A 17,522-nucleotide genomic window follows, 5' to 3' on the forward strand; every position below is an offset into this window, starting at 1 on the left:
GACAGGGGCGTGGGCGCCGTACGCACCCAGTGACCAGGGTTTGGGACAGAGCCAAGACAAGCGATTGATTGCCGCGTCAGGCACTGACGCGAACTGAATCCGATTCATTCACCGGTGTATACAAAGCCAGCACCGAGGACCATTCCTCGATCCGCGCCCGGGTATCGGTCCGCCCGGTTTCCGCATTCAGCAGACTGCCGTCGCAAATGCCCCGGGTCGCGCGGACCAGGAGCTCGGTACCAACCACGAGCCAGTGCTCACGCAGGTTCTCCAGGGCCGCCATGCCGAGTATTCAAGCGGAGACGTGTTTCGCATACGTAACGCATTCGGCAACATCGCAATAAGTCACGAACAATCCGCGAAACCATTGAAAAAACAGCTAACTCGGCAACCAGGAAAGCCGTACCTGCCGTTGCGGATTGTCCACATTGGTGTCGACCAGACAGATCGACTGCCAGGTGCCGAGCGTGAGCCGGCCGCCGATCACCGGGATCGACGCGTACGGCGGGATCAGCGCGGGCAGCACGTGATCGCGCCCGTGCCCCGGCGTACCGTGCCGGTGCTGCCAGCGGAAGTCGCGGGGCAGCAGCTCCTCCAGTACCGCGAGCAGGTCCGTGTCGCTGCCCGCACCCGTCTCCAGGATCGCGATCCCGGCGGTCGCGTGCGGCACGAACAGATGGAGCAGTCCGTCGCCCTGGGCCTGGTGGGCCTCAGCGGCGACGAACTGCTCACACCTGCTCGTCAGATCGAACACGACCTCGCGGCCGCCGGTCGGGATGTCGATCAGCTCTGAACGCATCCGTGCAGCGTCTCAGGCAGGGACGATGTTGACCAGCTTCGGCGCGCGGACGATGACCTTGCGGGTTCCGCGGCCGTCCAGCGCCTTCTGGACCGCCTCGGACGCCAGTGCCAGCTGCTCCAGGTCGGCGTCGGAGATGTCGGGCGACACCTCCAGCCGGTCCTTCACCTTGCCGGCGATCTGGACGATCGCGATGACCGAGTCCTCGACCAGCAGCGCCGGGTCGACCTTCGGCCAGCCGGCCCGGGCGACCGTGGGCTCGTGGCCCAGGTTCTCCCACATGTCCTCGGCCGTGTACGGCGTCACCAGGCTCAGCAGGATCGCCACCGTCTCGACCGCCTCGCGGACGGCCGGGTCGGCCGCACCCGGTCCGGAGTCGATCGCCTTGCGGGTGGCGTTCACCAGCTCCATCACCCGGGCGACCATCACGTTGAACCGGTACGAGTCGATCAGCTCGGCCGCGTCGTGGACCGTCTTGTGGGTCAGCTTGCGCAGCGCCAGGTCGCCCTTGGTGAAGTCGACCCCGACCTCGGACTCGACCGACCCGCTCAGCCGCCAGGCCCGCTGCAGGAACTTCAGCGAGCCACCGGGCGACAGGTCGGCCCAGTCGATGTCGTCCCCGGGCGGACCGGCGAAGACCATCGTCAGCCGGATGGCGTCGACACCGAACTCGTCCAGCTGCTCGCCCAGGTTCACCCCGTTGCCCAGCGACTTGCTCATCGACTTGCCCTCGTTGATCACCTGGCCCTGGTTCATCAGCCGGGTGAAGGGCTCGGTCGCCGACAGCAGCCCCATGTCGTTCAGCGCCTTGACGAAGAAGCGCGCGTACAGCAGGTGCAGGACGGCGTGCTCCTTGCCACCGACGTACTGGTACGTCGGCATCCACCGGTCCACCGCGTCCCGGTCGAACGGGCCCTCGGTGTAGTCCGGCGAGGTGTAGCGCAGGAAGTACCAGGACGAGTCGACGAAGGTGTCCATCGTGTCGGTGTCCCGCTCGGCCGGACCGCCACACTTCGGGCAGGCGACCTCGACCCAGTCGCGGGCCGACGCCAGCGGCGAGGTACCCCGGGGAGCGAGAGCCGCACCGCGCAGGTCCGGCAGCTCGACCGGCAGCTGGTCGTCAGGTACCGGTACTTCGCCGTCGACCGGGCAGTGGATGATCGGGATCGGCGCACCCCAGTAGCGCTGCCGGCTCAGCAGCCAGTCGCGCAGCCGGTAGTTGATCGTCCGCTCGCCCAGGCCCTTGTCCTCCAGCCAGTCGATGATCGTCGACTTGGCCTCGGTGACGCCCAGCCCGTCCAGGCTGATCTCGGCGTTGGAGCTGTTGATCGCCGGGCCCTCGCCGGTGAACGCCTTGCCGTCGAAGCCCTCTTCCGGCTGGACGGTACGGACGATCGGCAGGCCGAACTTCTCGGCGAACTCCCAGTCACGCGAGTCCTGGCCGGGTACGGCCATGATCGCGCCGGTGCCGTAGTCGGACAGCACGTAGTCGGCCGCCCAGATCGGGATCCGCTCGCCGGTCACCGGGTTGGTCGCGTACGACCCCAGGAAGACGCCGGTCTTCTCCCGGTCGGTGCTCAGCCGCTCGATCTCGGTCGACGCCTTGACGGCCTTCAGGTACTCGTCGAAGGCCTCCTGCTGATCCGGCGTGACCAGATCCGCGGCCAGCTTGGAATCCGGCGCGACGACCAGGAAGGTCGCCCCGAACAGGGTGTCCGGACGGGTGGTGAAGACCTTGATCGGCTCTTCGCGGCCCTCGACCTGGAAGCCGGTGAAGGCGCCCTCGGAGCGTCCGATCCAGTTCCGCTGCTGCAGCAGGATCTCCTCCGGCCACTGCAGTTGGTCCATGTCGTCCAGCAGCCGCTGGGCGTAGTCGGTGGTCTTGAAGTACCACTGGGTCAGCTCGCGCTTGGTCACCTCGAAGCCGCAGCGCTCGCAGCGGCCCTGGACGACCTGCTCGTTGGCCAGCACGGTCTGGTCGTTGGGGCACCAGTTCACGTACGACGCCTTGCGGTAGGCCAGCCCCTTCTCGAAGAACCGCAGGAACAGCCACTGGGTCCAGCGGTAGTACTCCGGGTCGGAGGTGTGCAGCCGCCGCGACCAGTCGAAGCTCAGCGCGTACCGCCGGATCGACTCCGCCTGGGTCTCGATGTTGGCGTACGTGTACGTCGCCGGGTGCTCGTTGCGCTTGATCGCCGCGTTCTCGGCGGGCAGCCCGAAGGAGTCCCAGCCGATCGGGTTCAGCACGTCGTAGCCCTGCTGGAACCAGAACCGGGACAGCACGTCGTGCAGCGCGAACACCTCGCCGTGGCCCATGTGCAGGTCGCCGGACGGGTAGGAGAACATCGTCAGCGCGTACCGGCGCTCGGACTTGCCGTCGTCGCGCGCCTTGAACGGGTCGAGCTTCTCCCACACCGGCCGCCACTTGGCCTGCATGGCATTGAAGTCGTAGCCGCCGCGGTCGATAGCGTCGTCCGGCTCGTGCTCGTGCTCGCTCACCGTCGTACTCCTGCGTCCTAGAGATGTCATGGGAACCCTGCTTTAAATGAAAAAACCCCTCACACAGGAGGGGACGCCGTACTGGTCAGCGCTCAGAAGGCGCCAGTACGGCTAAATAAGGAGCAGGGTCACTCGCATACCACCAGATTACCGCATCCCTGCGGGCAGGCCGAACGGGCACACTCCCAGGGCCACCAGGCCAGCATCCAGAGTAGCGACGACGACGCCTGGAACCGGACCGAGCTGTTCTTCGGGACCGACAAGCCGGGGCCGGATGTGACGGATCACCAGTTCGAGCGGTTCGTCAACGACGTGGTCACGCCGCGCTTCCCGGACGGGCTGACCGTGCTGGCCGGCAGCGGGCAGTGGAAGGACGACAACGGCAAGATCGTCAAGGAGCGCTCCAAGATCGTCGTCCTGCTCTACCCCAAGGACGGGGAGCAGGACAGCAACAAGAAGATCGAGGAGATCCGCGACCAGTACGAGAAGAAGTTCCTACAGGAGTCCGTACTGCGCACCGACAGCACGGAGCACGTCTCCTTCTAGACGAAGGACGTGCCGCCGGTGCGCCGGAACTCTCCCGGTGTACGGCCGTATTGCCGCTTGAACGCGGTTGAGAACGGCCGTACGTCGGAGTAGCCGCAGGCGTGCGCTATCTGGGTGATGCTGCGAGTAGGTTCCAGCAGTAGCTGCGCGGCGAGCTCCAGCCGCATCCGTCGCAGCGTCGACATCATCGACGCCCCGATCACCTGCCGGAAGAGCCGCTCCGCATGCCGCTCGGACAGGTGTACTGCGGCCGCCACCTCCCGCACGGTCACCGGGCGAGCCAGGTTGTCCAGCAGATGCCGCTGCATCGCCTCGACCACCACTAGCCCTCTCTCCCGTACGACGGGAGCCACCGAGAGATCCTGGTCGAGCGCGAACGCCCGCGCCGTGTCCAGCACCAATGCGGACCCCAGAGCAGCCACTGCCTCGCCGTACCCGGACCGCGGCTCCGCAGCCTCCGCTGCAAGAGCAGTGACGACAGCAGGCAGCCCACCCAGCTCGCGCGACATCACTGGCCCGTCAGGCCGATTCAGCCCCGACCACCAGCCGGTACCGGAGACAACCGACGTCGGCCGGAAGGTGAACCCCCAGAAGGCGATCCCCAACGGCGACGACCGACTGGACTCGATCTCGTGCACGTCGCCCGGCCGCGCCAGGAACAGGTCCCCCGCGCTGACGTCGTACTCCGCCGAGCCGCAGTTGAACCGCCCTTCACCGGAGTAGGCCAGACACACCTCGTAGAACGAGTGGCTGTGCCAGTAGTTGCGCCAGTACTCCGGCCGGTAATGCCCCCAGCTCACGAAGTCAGCACGGAACTCGCCGACCTCGCAGGACTCCAAAAGCCCCCAGAGGTCGACGAACCGCTCCGCCGCCCCGACCGTTGCCAGGCTCAAGCAAACCTCCCAGACCGAACCCCGACTAGACGGAACCGCGCCCAGTGGGGTCTATCCCTCTCAGGATCATGCCCTGCCCGAGGGAGTGATCGTGGGTCTTCACGGCCGGCGGGTCGGACGGGTCGCGGTACTGGACCAGCCAGGTCGTCCGCGGTTCGCTGCTGACGTTGACGCCGGAGCCGTGGACGGTCAGGTAGGTGAAGAAGAGGACATCGCCGGCCTCGGCGGGCTGCGGAACGGCGTCGTCGAACGGTACGTCGGGAAGGTGGAACGCCCCCTCGGGGTCGTGCTCACGAGGCCCGGCGAGGTGGCTGCCCGGGATCACCCGCACGCACCCCTTCTCCTCCGGCGCGTCGTCGAAGTGGAAGATCGCGGCGCCGACCCGGTGGTACTTGTGCGGGAAGAACGGATAGTCCTGGTGCAACGGGAACGGCGACCCGTTCTCCGGCGGCTTCACGAACAGCTTGGTGTGGTGCAGCTGGACGTCCTCCACCCCCATCACCGCAGCGGCCACGTCGGTGAACCGCGGGTCCACCAACAGCTTCGAGAAGGCCGCGTCGTAGAACTGCGCATCATGCAGATGCTGCAGCCGCGTCTTCGCGCTCGACATCCCCATCGCCGACTGCCAGGTCGGGTCGTCATCCCGGTTCAACCGAGCCAGCAACGCATGGCTGGCCGACCGATAGGCAGCCGCTTCTTCCTTGCTGAGCAGGCCTTTCACCAGTACGAACCCCTGCTCGGCGTACTGGCTGGCCAGGGCCGGCAGATCCGGCCGGCTCTGCGTGATCGTCATCTCGGATTCCTCCTGTTCGGGTAGTACCGAGCCTACGAACAGCGGCGTCCGGGTAGCAGGACCTACCCGGACGCCGATGTTCGCGAAACGGACACGGTTACCCGAGGAAGAGGTAGTCCGCCTGGTAGGGAACCGTCGCGATGGTGTCCTTCTCCGGGTCGCAGCTACCGGCCGGGGCGACGCCGCCGACCGTGTTCAGCCGCAGGATCTGGGTGGTGTCGGCGAGGATGCCGAACCGGCCGCCGGTCCGGGTGGCGTCCAGCAGCAGTTCCGGGATGTTGCCCTGGCCGTTGGCCGACTTGGTGATCAGCTTGCCGGTGACCGCGGTGCCGTCCGGCGCGATCCACTGCGGCGGGCCGTCGACCGGCTTCGAGAACGAGTGCAAGATGCCTTCCCGCAGTACCGCGGCGACGCCGAACTGGCCGTAGGCGAAGCCACCACCGGGCTGCGCGACGCACTGGTAGATCTGCGACCCACCGACGACCGCCGCTTGGAGCGCACGCGGCTGTCCGTGGGTGTTCTTCGCCAACTGTCCCCGCACGGCGCCACCGCTGAACTCGGCGGTGTGCAGGTTGGTGTAGAACGCGGCCGGGTTCTTCGCGAGCCGCCCCGCCAGGTCGGCGCCAACCGTCGCAGTACCGGCGATACCGGTCACTGAGGCCGGCAGGCCGTCCGCGTCGGCGAACAGGTCGGCCGCCACGCCGCCGTTGACACCCTTGGCGCCGGAGTGGATGTGCCCGTTGGTCGGCGCACCGATACCACTCCAGACAGCCGCGTACGAGACCTTGTCACCGCTTGCCCGCAGCAACCACTCGGCCCGGCCATCCTTGTCGCCGGACGGTTTCGGGCCCGGCACCTCCTGCTTGCCATCAGCAACGGCCTGCAGGTTGTCCGCCACCGCTCCGTTCAGTACTCCGTTGAGGTCGACCGCGCGGCTCAGCGCGTGGGTCTGACCGCGGACTGCGCCACCCGGGAACTCGGCGGTGTGCAGGTTCAGGTAGAAGCCGGCCGGGTTGGCGCGGATCGAGTCGAGCAGCGCCTTGTCGGTCACCTTCACGCTGCCGGTGACGGCTGAGGCTCCAGCCGGAATGTCCGAGCCGAGGAAGTCGATCTTCACGCCGCCGTTCGTACCGGCCGCGCCCTGATGGATGTGGAACGCCTGCGGCGCGGTGATGTTCTGCCAGCGCACGGCGTACGAGACCTGGTCGCCCTTGATCCGGACGACGGCGGTCGCCCGCCCGTCCGGGTCGTCGACGGCCGGGCCGCCCGTGACCGGTACTTCGTTGCGCCCGCTCAGCCCGGCTGCGAAGTACACCGCCGGCGCCTTGCTGGTCGTCTCGTACGCCGGCGGTCCGGCGTCGGCTGCTTGGTGACTGTTGTGGGCGGCGACAGCGTCCTGAGCAGGGTGGCCGTCGTGGGCGAAGGCGACGCCGGCGACGATCGTCGACGCCGCCACACCCGTGACGACAGCAGGCAGGACGTACTTGCGAACAGACATCGGAAAGCCTTTCGTAGTTGGTCTTCAGTGCCCTCGACCAACAGCACGTAAGGTTTTCTGGATCGGTTCAAATCAACTTTCTACAACCCCAGTTGGCCCAGCCGGACGCTGATCCGCGGATCCGTCGAGACCACCGGAGACTCCGTGCGGACCCACGGGTCGCCGTCGAAGTACGTCTCGAAGATCTTCTCGGCGGTCCGCGTCGCCAGGGCCTGGCTGGTGAGGGTTGGGTTGGGGCCGCCGAGGCCGTTGGACAGGGCTGAGTTGTCGGCGATGAAGAGGCGCTTGACCGCGCGCGTCTCGCCGCGGGAGTCGAGGACCGAGTTCTGCTCGGACTCACCCATCCGCATCGACGACTGGACGTGCAGGATGAGCGGCGCCCAATCGATCCGGTAGACCTTCTTCGCGCCGGCCCCGCGCAGCAGCTCGGCGGCCTTGCGGGCCATCACCTCGCGGTTGTTCAGGGTCCGCTTGGTGCGCTTGCGCTGCTGGAAGGTGACCTTCGGGATCGGCCCGTTCTCGTCGGCCGGCAGCGCCGACGTGGTGACCCGGTTCTGCGCCTCGACGTCGTCGTCGGTGATCACCAGCACGGTGAGCAGCTTGTCGATGCCACCGGCCAGCACCTCCTTGAGCTCCGGCCCCATCAGCCGTCCGGCCGGTCCGTCCCACGGCCCGGTCTGCCCACGGCCGTTCTTGTACTGTCCGCGGATCCCGCTGTCCGACAGCGTGCCGGCGAACGCGTTCAGCGCCGGCGGCAGCCCGACGTTCTCCAGACCCCCATACGGCGGGTAGTCCAGCCGCGCGCTCGACCCGACGCCCTTGGGGTTGCCGGTGTAGTCGTCGAACGACCCGATCATCCAGTCGAAGAAGTGATCGGTGTACCCGCGCCCGACCCAGCCGTTCTGGTTCGGCAGCCCGCTGTTGAACCAAAGCCGTGGATTCTCGGTGCACCCACCGGACATCACGACGACCTTCGCGTCCTCACGGTGCTCGTCACCCGTCACGTTGTCCCGCCACGTCACACCGGACGCGGTCAGTACTCCGTGCCGCGACTCCGTGTGCACCCTGGTCACGTACGCGTCGGCGATCAACTCCACCGGCTTGCCGCCCCGCGACCAGACCTCGGCGGTCAGCGCCATCGGGACGTAGCTGTTGTCCGTCGACCGCTTGGCGAATTGGTTGCGTGGGGCACCATTCGGCCGCATGCAGCCCTGGAAGCAGTAGCCGCAGAAGGTGCAACCGGTCGCCTGCGGGTAGTTGAGAAGGTTCTTGTCCGTCGTCTTGCCGGCCGTGCCACCGGGTTGCAGGATCGCGTTCTCCTGCGGGCGGTACGACTGCCTGAGCGTCGTCTTCGTGGTCTGGACGGGCAGCCCGAGGGTCTCGGCGCCCTTGAAGAACAGCTGCTCCTTGTGTCCCATCGCGGCCGTCTGGACGGGCATGATCGCCTCGACCCATTCGAAGTACGGGACCATCTCCGAGTACGTGAACGGGAACCGGTGGTTCACGTCGTACTCGTTGCGGTCGGCGCCGTCATACCCCTTGAAGACCCCGGGGTATGCGCGCGGGTAGTTGCCGTAGAAGTGCTGGGTCGTGCCGCCGACCCCGGACAGCTGCCAGACGAACGAGTTCTGCGGCCATTCCCGGTACCAGGCCGGCTTGGACCGGTCGGTCGGGCCGAGCCGGAAGTACCCGGTGAGCGGGTTGTTCGCGTCCTCCTCGAACGTCGACCACTCCTCGCGCGGCTTCGCGTGCCGCGGTCCGGCCTCGAGCAGCAGGACGTCGAGCCCCTTCGCGGCCAGCTCCTTGGCGACCACCGGTCCACCACCGCCGGCTCCGATGATGATCACGTCGCGCATCAGTCGTGCACCTCTTTACGCCCTTGGTAGTAGCCGATGAAGTCGTCCCAGCCCTCGACGGGCCCGTGCGGCTGGTAACCGGTGAGAGTCCAGCCGACCGGCCGCTTGCGCAGCGTCTTGGTCTTCCGGTCCAGTACTGCGAACTCGCCGTACGCGCCGAAGGTGCCGAACTCGATCAGCGCGCCGCCGACGAACTTGAGCAGCCCCGACACGGACTCCTTCAACGGCTCGGGGAACTGCACGTCCAGCAACGCGACCAGGTCCGAGTCGGTCTTCTCGATCAGCTCGAACGCCTTCGCCTTCTCGGCGTACGTGAGTCGCGCGAACGGTGACAGGTGCGGGCCGTTGACCGCGGCCGGATTGACCTGGGTCGCCATCAGGTTGAGCAGGCCGGCGATCGGGAACGACAACGGGATCGCCTCGTCACTCTGCAGGATCGCGGCGAACGCCCGGTCGAGACTACGCAGCTCGGCAGGGAGCACTTCGAGACCCGGCAGGCTGATGCCCGTGTCGGCCAGTCCCGTCACCAGAGCGGCACTGATCGGCTGGGCGAGCGCGTCGGGGAACGGGACGAAGTTGTCGAGCGCGGCGATCATGAAGTCGGTCGCGCCGGCCTCCATCGCACCCGGAGTACTGCTGGAGGCGCGCTGGGTCCGGGAGTACTGGTCCGGGCCGGGCAGGCAGAAGGCGGTCAGGCCGTTGAGGGTGTCGCGGGCGAGCGCCGCGAGGACAGGGCGGACGAGGTCGACCGCGGGCGGGAGGAGCGGGTTCGTCGCGGCGTCGGCGGGGTTGAGCAGGCTGCGGGTCAGCAGTCCGCCCCCACCCAGTGCCGCGCCGAGGACGCCGATCCGGGCCAGGAAGGCCCTTCGGGCAAGAGGAACTGCAGCAGGCATACGGGGTCCTTCGCAGTGAAATGGGGGTCACGCCGGAAGCCCACTTCAGGGAAGGACCACCGGCACCACTGGTCCTACAACGACCAGTGGTGCCGACAGGTCACTCGCTTGTTTCGGCCTTCTCCACCGGTACGACGATCGGCCGCAGCCTCGCCCACAGGATGAAGATGCCTGCGAAGACGAGCATCGCGAGGCCGCCCCACAGGTTGATGTTGATGCCGTCGGCCTTGTCGACCTCCGACTGCTTCGCGATGATGCCGAGGATCGTCAGCAGCACGCCGTAGATCGCGATCAGCGCCGCGATCACGATCCGGATGTCGAAGGCTCCGGCCTTCTTCTTCTCTGCCATCTCGAGCTGCTCCTATCCGAAGACGACGTTGAGGACGACGACCAGCGCCAGCGAGATGCCGGCCAGTACGGTCGGCTTGCGGTACCAGCCGTGATCGCCTTCCTGCGCGACCTCGGTCCGGTCCTCCTTCGGGGTCAGCGAATAGACCAGCCCCTTCAGCTCGGCGTCGGTCTTCGGTCTCGTCACCAGGCTGACCACGACGCTGACCAGGATGTCGACGACGAAGGCCGCACCGGCCCCGACGAAGCTCGCACCCTGGCCGGGCAGGTTGATCACGCCGTTCTCGGACAGGATGAAGACCAGGATCGCCGTCGACGTCCCCGAGACCAGGCCGACCCAGCCGGCCGTCGCCGTCATCCGTTTCCAGAACATACCGAGGATGAAGGTGGCGAACAGCGGCGCGTTGAAGAACGAGAACAGCTGTTGCAGGTAGTCCATCAGGTTGCTGTAGCCGGACGCGATCGCGGCCGTGCCGACCGCCACGATGGTGCCGCCGACGGTCGCCCAGCGGCCGAGGCGCAGGTAGAACGCGTCGTCGCGGTCCTTGAGGATGTACCGCTCGACCAGGTCGTAGGTGAAGACCGTGTTGAACGAGCTCAGGTTCGCCGCCATCCCGGCCATGAACGAGGCCAGCAGACCGGTGATCGCCAGCCCGAGCATGCCGTTCGGCAGCAGGTCGCGCATCAGCAGCAGCAGGGCGTCGTTGTAGGTCACCGACCCGCTGCCGTCGAGCTTGAACTGCTGCAGCTCCGGCACCGAGACCGCGGCGATCATGCCGGGGATGATGACGATGAACGGGATGAACATCTTCGGGAACGAGCCGATGATCGGGGTCCGCCGGGCGGCCGACATGTTCTTGCTCGCGAGCGCCCGCTGGACCTCGACGAAGTTCGTCGTCCAGTATCCGAAGGACAGGACGAAACCGAGACCGAACACCAGCCCGACCACGGACAGCCAGTCCTGGGTGAAGCCGCTCAGCTGGTTGCCCGGCCAGGCGTGAATCTGCTCGGAGCCACCCTTCGGTGCGGCCGTGACCTTGTCGACCAGCCCTTGCCAGCCACCGACCTTGTGCAGGCCGATGATGGTCAGCGGCAGCAGCGCGGCCACGATCACGAAGAACTGCAGCACCTCGTTGTAGATGGCGGCCGACAGCCCGCCCAGGGTGATGTAGCTGAGCACGATCACGGCGGCGAGGATCGTCGACAGCCAGATCGGCCAGCCGAGCAGCACGTTGACGATCGTCGCGAGCAGGAACAGGTTCACGCCCGCGATCAGCACCTGCGCGAGGGCGAAGCTGATCGCGTTCACCAGGTGGGCGGGTTTACCGAACCGGCGCAGCATGAACTCCGGCACGCTGCGCACCTTGGAGCCGTAGTAGAACGGCATCATCACGACGCCGAGGAACAGCATCGCCGGGATGGCGCCGATCCAGAAGTAGTGCACGGTCGGCATCCCGTACTGCGCGCCGTTGGCCGACATGCCCATGATCTCGATCGCGCCCAGGTTGGCCGAGATGAACGCCAGGCCGGTCACCCAGGCGGGCAGTGATCGCCCGGAGAGGAAGAAGTCGAGGCTGTTCGAGACCGCGCGTTTGGCGAGGTATCCGATGCCGAGGACGAAGGTGAAGTACAACGCGATGATGATGTAGTCGATCGCTGTGGCATCCAGCCGCAGGATCGAGTCTTGCGCTAACACAAGCCGGCCTCCGCATCGTCGTCATGACGCTTAGTGACGCTACCGGTGAGGAACGTTACCCCGCCGCACCGACACAAGCCCACCCGACCGCGCCGGGCGAGGTCTCCATCCCGATGTCCATCCCAGGATGGATCGAAACGTCGCCGCCGTCTCCTACCCTCGGGGTGGTGAACACGAGGGCGATCTTCGGGGAGACCGGGTGGCTCGGGCGGGCGATGACGTCGGCCGTGTCGATCGGAGTGCTGGCGACGGCGCGGCCTGAGCAGCGGTGGGTTTGGGTGGTGCTCGGAGCCGGGTTGGTCGCCTTCCTCGCCGGTACCTTTCTGATGAACTGGCGGCCGCACTGGGCGCTCGGGTTCCTCGCGTATGCCTCGATCAGCTCGGCACTCGTCACTGGAGTCTCCGGGTCCAACGCGCTCGTACTGGTACTCGTCCCGCTCACCGACGTCGCCGTGATGGCGCATCCCTGGCGCAACCGGCCTATCATCGCCGTCGGACTCAGCTGCGCCGGGGCGGTCGCCGTCTCCGCCTGGTGGTGGGACCGCTCGACCAGCTGGTACCTGACGCAGCTGATGTGGATCGCGATCCTGGTCGCGTTCGGGCTCAATCGCCGGCAGTACGAAGTACAGGCTCGTCAGACTGCTCAGCTGCTCGTGCAGACCCAGCTGGCCCAACAGGAACACGCCCGGGCCGCGGCCCTCGACGAACGCGGTCGAATCGCCCGTGATCTCCACGACGTACTGGCCCACTCGCTGGGTGCCCTGTCAGTCCAACTGGAGCTGGCCGAAGCCCTCCTTGCCGATCGCAACGACACCGCCGGTGCTCTGGACCGAGTACGCCGCTCCCGCCGCCTGGCCGTCCAAGGCCTGGTCGAAGCGCGATCCGCTGTCGCCGCTCTCCGCTCCGATGAAGCGCCCGCCCTCCCCGAAGCCTTGGGCGCTCAAGCCGACCAGCACGAAAAGGACCACCAGACAAAGGTGACTGTGACGACATCCGGTACTCCCCGCCCGATCGCCTCGGGTATCACCGTCGCGCTCCTGGGCGCTGCTCGAGAGGCGCTCACCAACGCTGGCAAACACGCTCCCAGCCAACCGATCGATGTCAGGCTGACCTACGACGACACGATCCGACTGGCCATCCGCAACCCGGCTGCCGTGGGACAAGGTTCCCGTACTGCTGGGCCGGCCGGGTTCGGGTTGGCTGGGATGCGGGAGCGGCTGGCCCTGGTCGGTGGCAGCCTGGAGGCCGGACCGGACGGCGACGGCTGGCTGGTCATCGCGGAGGTGGCGGATGCCTGAGCAGTTGGTGCGGGTGGTGGTTGCGGATGCCTGAGCAGTTGGTGCGGGTGGTGGTAGCGGATGATCAGCAGGTGGTGCGGGAAGGGTTGGTGGCGTTGCTCGGGTTGATCGATGGGGTCGAGGTGGTTGGCGCGGCCGGCAACGGGGTGCAGGCGATCGAGATTGTTGCTGGTGGCAACGTGGATGTGGTGTTGATGGATCTGCGAATGCCGGTGCTCGACGGGGTGAAGGCGACGGCGCGGATCACCGCGGAGTACCCGGAGGTTGCGGTGCTGGTGTTGACGACCTATGCGGACGACGAGTCGATCGCGCTGGCGTTGCGAGCTGGAGCGCGCGGCTACCTGACCAAGGACGCAGGTCGGGTGGAAATCGGAGCCGCGCTGCATGCGACGGCCGCGGGCCAGTCGACCTTCGACCCGGAGGTATCCCGCAAACTGATCGCCGGCCTCAACCCGACGCCGGTCCCCCGCAACGACGGCCTGACCGCCCGCGAAAGCGAAGTCCTGAAACTCATCGCCCGCGGCCTCAGCAACACCGAGATCGCCGAACAACTCTTCATCGGCGAAACCACCGTCAAAACCCACATCAACAACACCTTCGCCAAAATAGGCGCCCGCCACCGAGCCGAGGCAGTTCGCTACGCCTACCGCCACGGCCTCGCCGACTCCTGACGAGCACTAGCGGGTTATCGCGCCGCTGGCGCGCTGCATCACGCCAGCGGCACCAAAACCTGCCAGCCCGGCTGGGCCGGCCGGCCGGGAACCCCCGCGCCGAGCCACCCCACCGCGCGTCAGATGCGGAGTTCGGCTACCACCGGGCGGTGGTCGCTGCCCGTCGAGTCCATGACCCACGCCTTCGTAGGTGTGACTCCTCGGACGAGGATGTGGTCGATTCGGGCCATCGGGAACTTTGCGGGCCAGGTGAAGCCGAAGCCGAAGCCGGCGGCTCCTTGGGCTGAGCGGAGGCCGTAGGTGAGGGGCGCCAGGCTGCGGTCGTTGGCGGTGCCGTTGAAGTCGCCCATCACGATCACACCGGCGACCTTCTCCTGGGCGATCTGCTGGCCCAGTTGCTTGATGGTGTTGTTGCGCTGGTCTGACGTGAACCCGCTGGTGCCGACCCGGACCGACGCCAGATGTGCGACGTACACAGCGACCTTGCCCTCAGGCGTAGCGACCTCGGCACGCAGTGCGCGCGTCCAGGCGAAGCCCACGTCGACCGACTCGCTCTCCTCGACCGGGAACTTCGACCAGAGCGCTACCGTCCCCCGCGCGACCACATGCGGATAGGTATCGGCGAACGCAGCCTTGTAGACCTTCAGGTCCGCGGCGGTGATCTCCTCCAGGGCGACGATGTCCGCATCGGCGGCGAGCAGATCCGCGGCCGTCTGCTGCGGATCCTTGTTCGCCGCGTCCACGTTGTGCGACAGCACCCGTACGTCGTACGCGCCCCCGCCCTTGCCTGGAACCAGCGCGTTCCCGAACATCATTCCCCAGATCAGCGTCGGCACCAGCAGCGCGACCCCCGCGGTCGCCGAGCGCCGAACGATCGCCGCGATGGCGAGCACCGGGATGGCGACCCCCACCCACGGCAGGAAGGTGTCGACCAGGCTGCCGAGGTTGCCGAACGAGTTCGGGATCCGGCGGTGGAACAGCAGCGGCAGCGTCACCAGGAGCGCCAGGACCGCGATGATCCAGCCGCGACGCCACTTACCGCCCTTACGCTGCCGTCGAGCAGCGGAACGCGAGGAGGCACCCGGTTTGCGGCGGCCGGTTCCGGGTTTGCGGCGGTTGGGCAGTGTCTGGCGGTCGGACATGAGGTCGATTCTTGCCCACGACGGTTCCGGACCAAAGGCGGGGCGACCCGGATCATCCCGACGGCGGGCTCATTTCATCCCTTGGTACCACCGCACCGTCCTAAGGTACGGCCGCAGACCCGTTGCCAATGGCAACAGATCTGCGGCCGGGATGCCTTCAGCTCTGGTCGTCGACGACCGCGTCGGCGGCGTTCTTCTTCACCGACGCGACGCCGTTCAGCGCCGAATCCTTGCTCTTGTACCCCTCGGAACTCGCGATGATCTGGCCGTTCGGCGCTTTCAGCCGGAACCGGTACTCACCTCGCGCGTCCTTGTAGACCTCGAACTTGGCCGCCACGATCCACCCTCTCTGGTCACGGGTCGTCCTACGCCTGACTATCTCCCCAAGAGGCACGGGTGTTACCGGAATCGTCGCGACTTCTGGCGCGCGACCCCCGACCGGCCCAGAATGCGGGATATGCGTGAGGACACGACTACAGAGCCGTTCGTCGTACGGCGTACCGGGCTCGGCACGACGCTGTCCATCCTGTACTTCGGTGCGCTGCTCGTCGCCCTCGAGATCCTGCTCACCGTCGGCGCCGTCGTGTGGGCCGTCCTCAACGACTCTCCGATGCGCAGACCGCTGGAGGCCATCTGGCTGTCCTGGGGCGGCGCGCCGCTGATCTTCGCGATCGGACTGCCGATCCTGATCCTGGTCGGCGCGATCACCACGACCGAGTCGCGCCGCGAATCCGACTCCGACGACGTGCTGCTGTGCCTCGACAACGACCGCGTCTACCTCGGTGGCGACCAACCGCAGACGCTGCCCTGGGGCGAGGTGCACGGGATCTGCCGGGTGGAGCGGCACTGGGACCACGGCGAGGACGGCGAGGGCTGGGAGCCGTATCTGGTCGTCATCACCCATCCGGAGGGCAGCAACTCGAAGTCCTGGGGTCCGTCGCGGCACTGGCCGGGTACCAAAGCGATCATGGGCAGACCGCTCGACTTCGACGCCCTGCTCGCGGCCGTGAAGCGATATGCGCCACACATCCCGGTCACCGACCGCGGCCGTGTCCCGGAGTAGACCGTCGACCGCCTACCGTGCGAAGCATGACTGAACCCTTCGAGCCGGCTCCGAGCATCGACAGCCCCGAGGAGCAGGCCCGGTACGACCGTGGCGCCGCTGTCCTGAACGCGGTCGACGGCGGCTCGGCCCCCGCCGTGATGGAGGCACTGGCCGACATCGCGCCGGACCTGGCCCACCACATCGTCGCGTTCGGCTTCGGCGACATCTACGCGCGCGCCGGCCTCGACCCCAAGCAGCGACAGCTCGTGACGCTGGGAATCCTCACCGCACTCGGCGGCTGCGAGCCGCAACTGGAGGTGCACGTCAGGACTTCCCTCAACGTCGGCCTGACCCCCACCGAGATCGTCGAGGCCCTCACGCACGCGGCCGGCTACTGCGGCTTCCCCAAGGCGCTGAACGCGATCTTCACCGCCAAGAAGGTCTTCGCCGCCCGCGGACTGCTGCCCGTGGGCGGCGAAGCCAAGGCTGACTAGCTCTTGCCGCCGAGCAACTTCTCGAGGTCGTCCAGGGTGGCCATCGCACCGATCGGGCCGAGGCCGAGGAACCAGACCTCGTCGTCGACCCGGGCGACCTTGCCGGCCTTGACCGCCGGCAGCGCCTTCCAGATCGCCCCGCCGACCACCTGGTTCTCCTTCGTGCCGGTCGCGGGTCCGAAGCTGGAGTAGAAGATCCAGTCGCCGTCGGCCTTGCCGATGTTCTCCTCGGAGACCTCCACAGCCAGGTCCTGGACGTCCTGTACCTTCGGCCGCGGCAGGCCGATGTCCTTCAGGATCACGCCGATGAACGACAGGTTGCCGTAGAGCCGGATCTCGCCCGGCCGGAACCGGACCAGTGAGATCGTCGGCGAACCGGAGATCTTGCCCTTCACCTCGGTCGCACGCTTCTGGTAGTCGTTCAGCACCTGAACCGCCTTGGTCTCCTCGCCGACCGCCTCGGAGACCAGCAGGAAGTCCTCCTTCCACGGGAACCCGGGCCGGATGCTGAAGACCGTCGGCGCGATCGCGGACAGCTTGGAGTAGAGGTCGTTGGCGCGCAGCTTCGAGCCCAGGATCAGATCCGGCTTCAGCGCGGCGATCGCCTCGAGGTTCAGCTCGCTGACGTTGCCGACCGTCTTGATGCCCTGCGCCTTGTCGGCCAGATAGCTCGGTACGCCGGTCTGCCCCGAGTTGGTCGCCATCCCGACCGGCGTGATGCCGAGAGCCAGCACGTCGTCCAGCTCGCCGCTGTCCAGCACGACGACCCGCTCGGGCTTCTTCTCGATCTTGGTCTCGCCGAGTGCGTGCTTGACCGTCCGCGGGAAGACGCCGGGCTGCGCGTCCGAGCCGAGCTTGGCGGTCTCCGCGTCGGCGGTGGAGAACAGCCGCCCACCGGTCGCCACGTCGGTGTCCCCGACGCCGGTGTCCGCCGACTTCTTGTCGTTGCTGCCACATCCCGCCAGCACCACGGTCATCAGCACCGCACCGGCGACCAGCCGCCGAGCCGTTCCCATCACAAGCGTTCCCATCTGTCCGAAGCCGTTGATTG

The 17,522-nt window shown here is 67.2% G+C and carries 18 protein-coding genes; 5 read left to right on the plus strand and 13 right to left on the minus strand.

Features of this window, described 5'->3' with window-relative positions:
* Positions 1 to 76: 76 nt before the first annotated feature.
* The 3 genes from AB0M15_RS28035 to leuS form a co-directional block, all read right to left on the minus strand.
* Positions 77 to 283: a hypothetical protein gene (locus AB0M15_RS28035; RefSeq protein ID WP_363824439.1), complete on the minus strand. Its 207-nt coding sequence runs from the start codon at positions 281 to 283 to the stop codon at positions 77 to 79.
* 96 nt (positions 284 to 379) lie between these two features.
* A complete protein-coding gene (locus AB0M15_RS28040; RefSeq protein WP_363824440.1) occupies positions 380 to 799 on the minus strand; it encodes a YjbQ family protein in 420 nt (139 codons plus the stop codon).
* Positions 800 to 811: 12 nt separating this feature from the next.
* Positions 812 to 3,298, minus strand: a complete 2,487-nt coding sequence (leuS, locus tag AB0M15_RS28045; RefSeq protein WP_363824441.1) for a leucine--tRNA ligase — start codon at positions 3,296 to 3,298, stop codon at positions 812 to 814.
* A gap of 243 nt (positions 3,299 to 3,541) precedes the next feature.
* On the opposite strand from leuS, the gene AB0M15_RS28050 reads away from it, so the two are divergent.
* Positions 3,542 to 3,844 (plus strand): DUF3574 domain-containing protein, encoded by a 303-nt coding sequence (locus tag AB0M15_RS28050; protein WP_363824874.1) that lies wholly within the window; start codon positions 3,542 to 3,544, stop codon positions 3,842 to 3,844.
* Here the strand turns inward: AB0M15_RS28050 and AB0M15_RS28055 are convergent.
* The 7 genes from AB0M15_RS28055 to AB0M15_RS28085 all read right to left on the minus strand — a co-directional run bounded on the left by AB0M15_RS28055 (position 3,841) and on the right by AB0M15_RS28085 (position 11,821).
* The gene (locus AB0M15_RS28055; RefSeq protein WP_363824442.1) at positions 3,841 to 4,737 is read right to left on the minus strand and encodes an AraC family transcriptional regulator; all 897 of its coding nucleotides are present in this window, start codon (positions 4,735 to 4,737) and stop codon (positions 3,841 to 3,843) included. The genes AB0M15_RS28050 and AB0M15_RS28055 overlap by 4 nt on opposite strands.
* Positions 4,738 to 4,762: 25 nt before the next feature.
* Positions 4,763 to 5,530 (minus strand): phytanoyl-CoA dioxygenase family protein, encoded by a 768-nt coding sequence (locus AB0M15_RS28060; protein ID WP_363824443.1) that lies wholly within the window; start codon positions 5,528 to 5,530, stop codon positions 4,763 to 4,765.
* Between the two features lie 97 nt (positions 5,531 to 5,627).
* Positions 5,628 to 7,028, minus strand: a complete 1,401-nt coding sequence (locus tag AB0M15_RS28065; RefSeq protein WP_363824444.1) for a CHRD domain-containing protein — start codon at positions 7,026 to 7,028, stop codon at positions 5,628 to 5,630.
* Between the two features lie 80 nt (positions 7,029 to 7,108).
* On the minus strand, positions 7,109 to 8,884 hold the full coding sequence (locus AB0M15_RS28070; RefSeq protein WP_363824445.1) for a GMC family oxidoreductase N-terminal domain-containing protein: 1,776 nt from the start codon (positions 8,882 to 8,884) through the stop codon (positions 7,109 to 7,111).
* Positions 8,884 to 9,777, minus strand: a complete 894-nt coding sequence (locus tag AB0M15_RS28075; protein WP_363824446.1) for a hypothetical protein — start codon at positions 9,775 to 9,777, stop codon at positions 8,884 to 8,886. Before AB0M15_RS28075 ends, AB0M15_RS28070 begins: the two co-directional genes overlap by 1 nt.
* A gap of 100 nt (positions 9,778 to 9,877) precedes the next feature.
* Complete coding sequence (locus tag AB0M15_RS28080) at positions 9,878 to 10,126, minus strand: hypothetical protein (RefSeq protein WP_363824447.1); 249 nt, start codon at positions 10,124 to 10,126, stop codon at positions 9,878 to 9,880.
* A gap of 12 nt (positions 10,127 to 10,138) precedes the next feature.
* Positions 10,139 to 11,821, minus strand: a complete 1,683-nt coding sequence (locus AB0M15_RS28085) for a sodium:solute symporter family protein (RefSeq protein ID WP_363824448.1) — start codon at positions 11,819 to 11,821, stop codon at positions 10,139 to 10,141.
* Positions 11,822 to 11,988: 167 nt separating this feature from the next.
* Between AB0M15_RS28085 and AB0M15_RS28090 the strand changes: the two genes are divergently transcribed.
* Complete coding sequence (locus AB0M15_RS28090; RefSeq protein WP_363824449.1) at positions 11,989 to 13,119, plus strand: histidine kinase; 1,131 nt, start codon at positions 11,989 to 11,991, stop codon at positions 13,117 to 13,119.
* 26 nt (positions 13,120 to 13,145) lie between these two features.
* Positions 13,146 to 13,790, plus strand: coding sequence for a response regulator transcription factor (locus AB0M15_RS28095; protein ID WP_363824450.1), 645 nt, complete (start codon positions 13,146 to 13,148; stop codon positions 13,788 to 13,790).
* 119 nt (positions 13,791 to 13,909) lie between these two features.
* Here the strand turns inward: AB0M15_RS28095 and AB0M15_RS28100 are convergent, their stop codons facing one another.
* Positions 13,910 to 14,932 (minus strand): endonuclease/exonuclease/phosphatase family protein, encoded by a 1,023-nt coding sequence (locus tag AB0M15_RS28100; protein WP_363824451.1) that lies wholly within the window; start codon positions 14,930 to 14,932, stop codon positions 13,910 to 13,912.
* A 157-nt stretch (positions 14,933 to 15,089) separates the two neighbouring features.
* Positions 15,090 to 15,269 carry a YegP family protein gene (locus AB0M15_RS28105; RefSeq protein WP_363824452.1) on the minus strand — a complete coding sequence of 60 codons (180 nt, stop codon included), beginning with the start codon at positions 15,267 to 15,269 and terminating at the stop codon, positions 15,090 to 15,092.
* Between the two features lie 120 nt (positions 15,270 to 15,389).
* Between AB0M15_RS28105 and AB0M15_RS28110 the strand changes: the two genes are divergently transcribed.
* Together AB0M15_RS28110 and AB0M15_RS28115 are read left to right on the plus strand one after the other, a co-directional pair.
* Positions 15,390 to 15,995: a hypothetical protein gene (locus tag AB0M15_RS28110; protein ID WP_363824453.1), complete on the plus strand. Its 606-nt coding sequence runs from the start codon at positions 15,390 to 15,392 to the stop codon at positions 15,993 to 15,995.
* A gap of 26 nt (positions 15,996 to 16,021) precedes the next feature.
* Entirely contained in the window at positions 16,022 to 16,471 is a 450-nt protein-coding gene (locus AB0M15_RS28115) for a carboxymuconolactone decarboxylase family protein (protein ID WP_363824454.1), read from the plus strand.
* On the opposite strand, the gene AB0M15_RS28120 is transcribed toward AB0M15_RS28115, so the two are convergent.
* A complete protein-coding gene (locus tag AB0M15_RS28120) occupies positions 16,468 to 17,502 on the minus strand; it encodes an iron-siderophore ABC transporter substrate-binding protein (protein ID WP_363824455.1) in 1,035 nt (344 codons plus the stop codon). The genes AB0M15_RS28115 and AB0M15_RS28120 overlap by 4 nt on opposite strands.
* Between the last annotated feature and the right edge of the window lie 20 nt (positions 17,503 to 17,522).

This window comes from Kribbella sp. NPDC051718 (assembly GCF_040681515.1).
Lineage (GTDB): Bacteria > Actinomycetota > Actinomycetes > Propionibacteriales > Kribbellaceae > Kribbella.

What these genes read in the sequence shown, in the direction of transcription:
- AB0M15_RS28035 (WP_363824439.1), bottom strand. Translation starts at nt 283, where the DNA reads ATGGCGGCCCTGGAGAACCTGCGTGAGCACTGGCTCGTGGTTGGTACC.
- AB0M15_RS28040 (WP_363824440.1), bottom strand. Translation starts at nt 799, where the DNA reads ATGCGTTCAGAGCTGATCGACATCCCGACCGGCGGCCGCGAGGTCGTG.
- AB0M15_RS28060 (WP_363824443.1), bottom strand. Translation starts at nt 5,530, where the DNA reads ATGACGATCACGCAGAGCCGGCCGGATCTGCCGGCCCTGGCCAGCCAG.
- AB0M15_RS28065 (WP_363824444.1), bottom strand. Translation starts at nt 7,028, where the DNA reads ATGTCTGTTCGCAAGTACGTCCTGCCTGCTGTCGTCACGGGTGTGGCG.
- AB0M15_RS28070 (WP_363824445.1), bottom strand. Translation starts at nt 8,884, where the DNA reads ATGCGCGACGTGATCATCATCGGAGCCGGCGGTGGTGGACCGGTGGTC.
- AB0M15_RS28075 (WP_363824446.1), bottom strand. Translation starts at nt 9,777, where the DNA reads ATGCCTGCTGCAGTTCCTCTTGCCCGAAGGGCCTTCCTGGCCCGGATC.
- AB0M15_RS28080 (WP_363824447.1), bottom strand. Translation starts at nt 10,126, where the DNA reads ATGGCAGAGAAGAAGAAGGCCGGAGCCTTCGACATCCGGATCGTGATC.
- AB0M15_RS28095 (WP_363824450.1), top strand. Translation starts at nt 13,146, where the DNA reads ATGCCTGAGCAGTTGGTGCGGGTGGTGGTAGCGGATGATCAGCAGGTG.
- AB0M15_RS28100 (WP_363824451.1), bottom strand. Translation starts at nt 14,932, where the DNA reads ATGTCCGACCGCCAGACACTGCCCAACCGCCGCAAACCCGGAACCGGC.
- AB0M15_RS28110 (WP_363824453.1), top strand. Translation starts at nt 15,390, where the DNA reads ATGCGTGAGGACACGACTACAGAGCCGTTCGTCGTACGGCGTACCGGG.
- AB0M15_RS28115 (WP_363824454.1), top strand. Translation starts at nt 16,022, where the DNA reads ATGACTGAACCCTTCGAGCCGGCTCCGAGCATCGACAGCCCCGAGGAG.
- AB0M15_RS28120 (WP_363824455.1), bottom strand. Translation starts at nt 17,502, where the DNA reads ATGGGAACGCTTGTGATGGGAACGGCTCGGCGGCTGGTCGCCGGTGCG.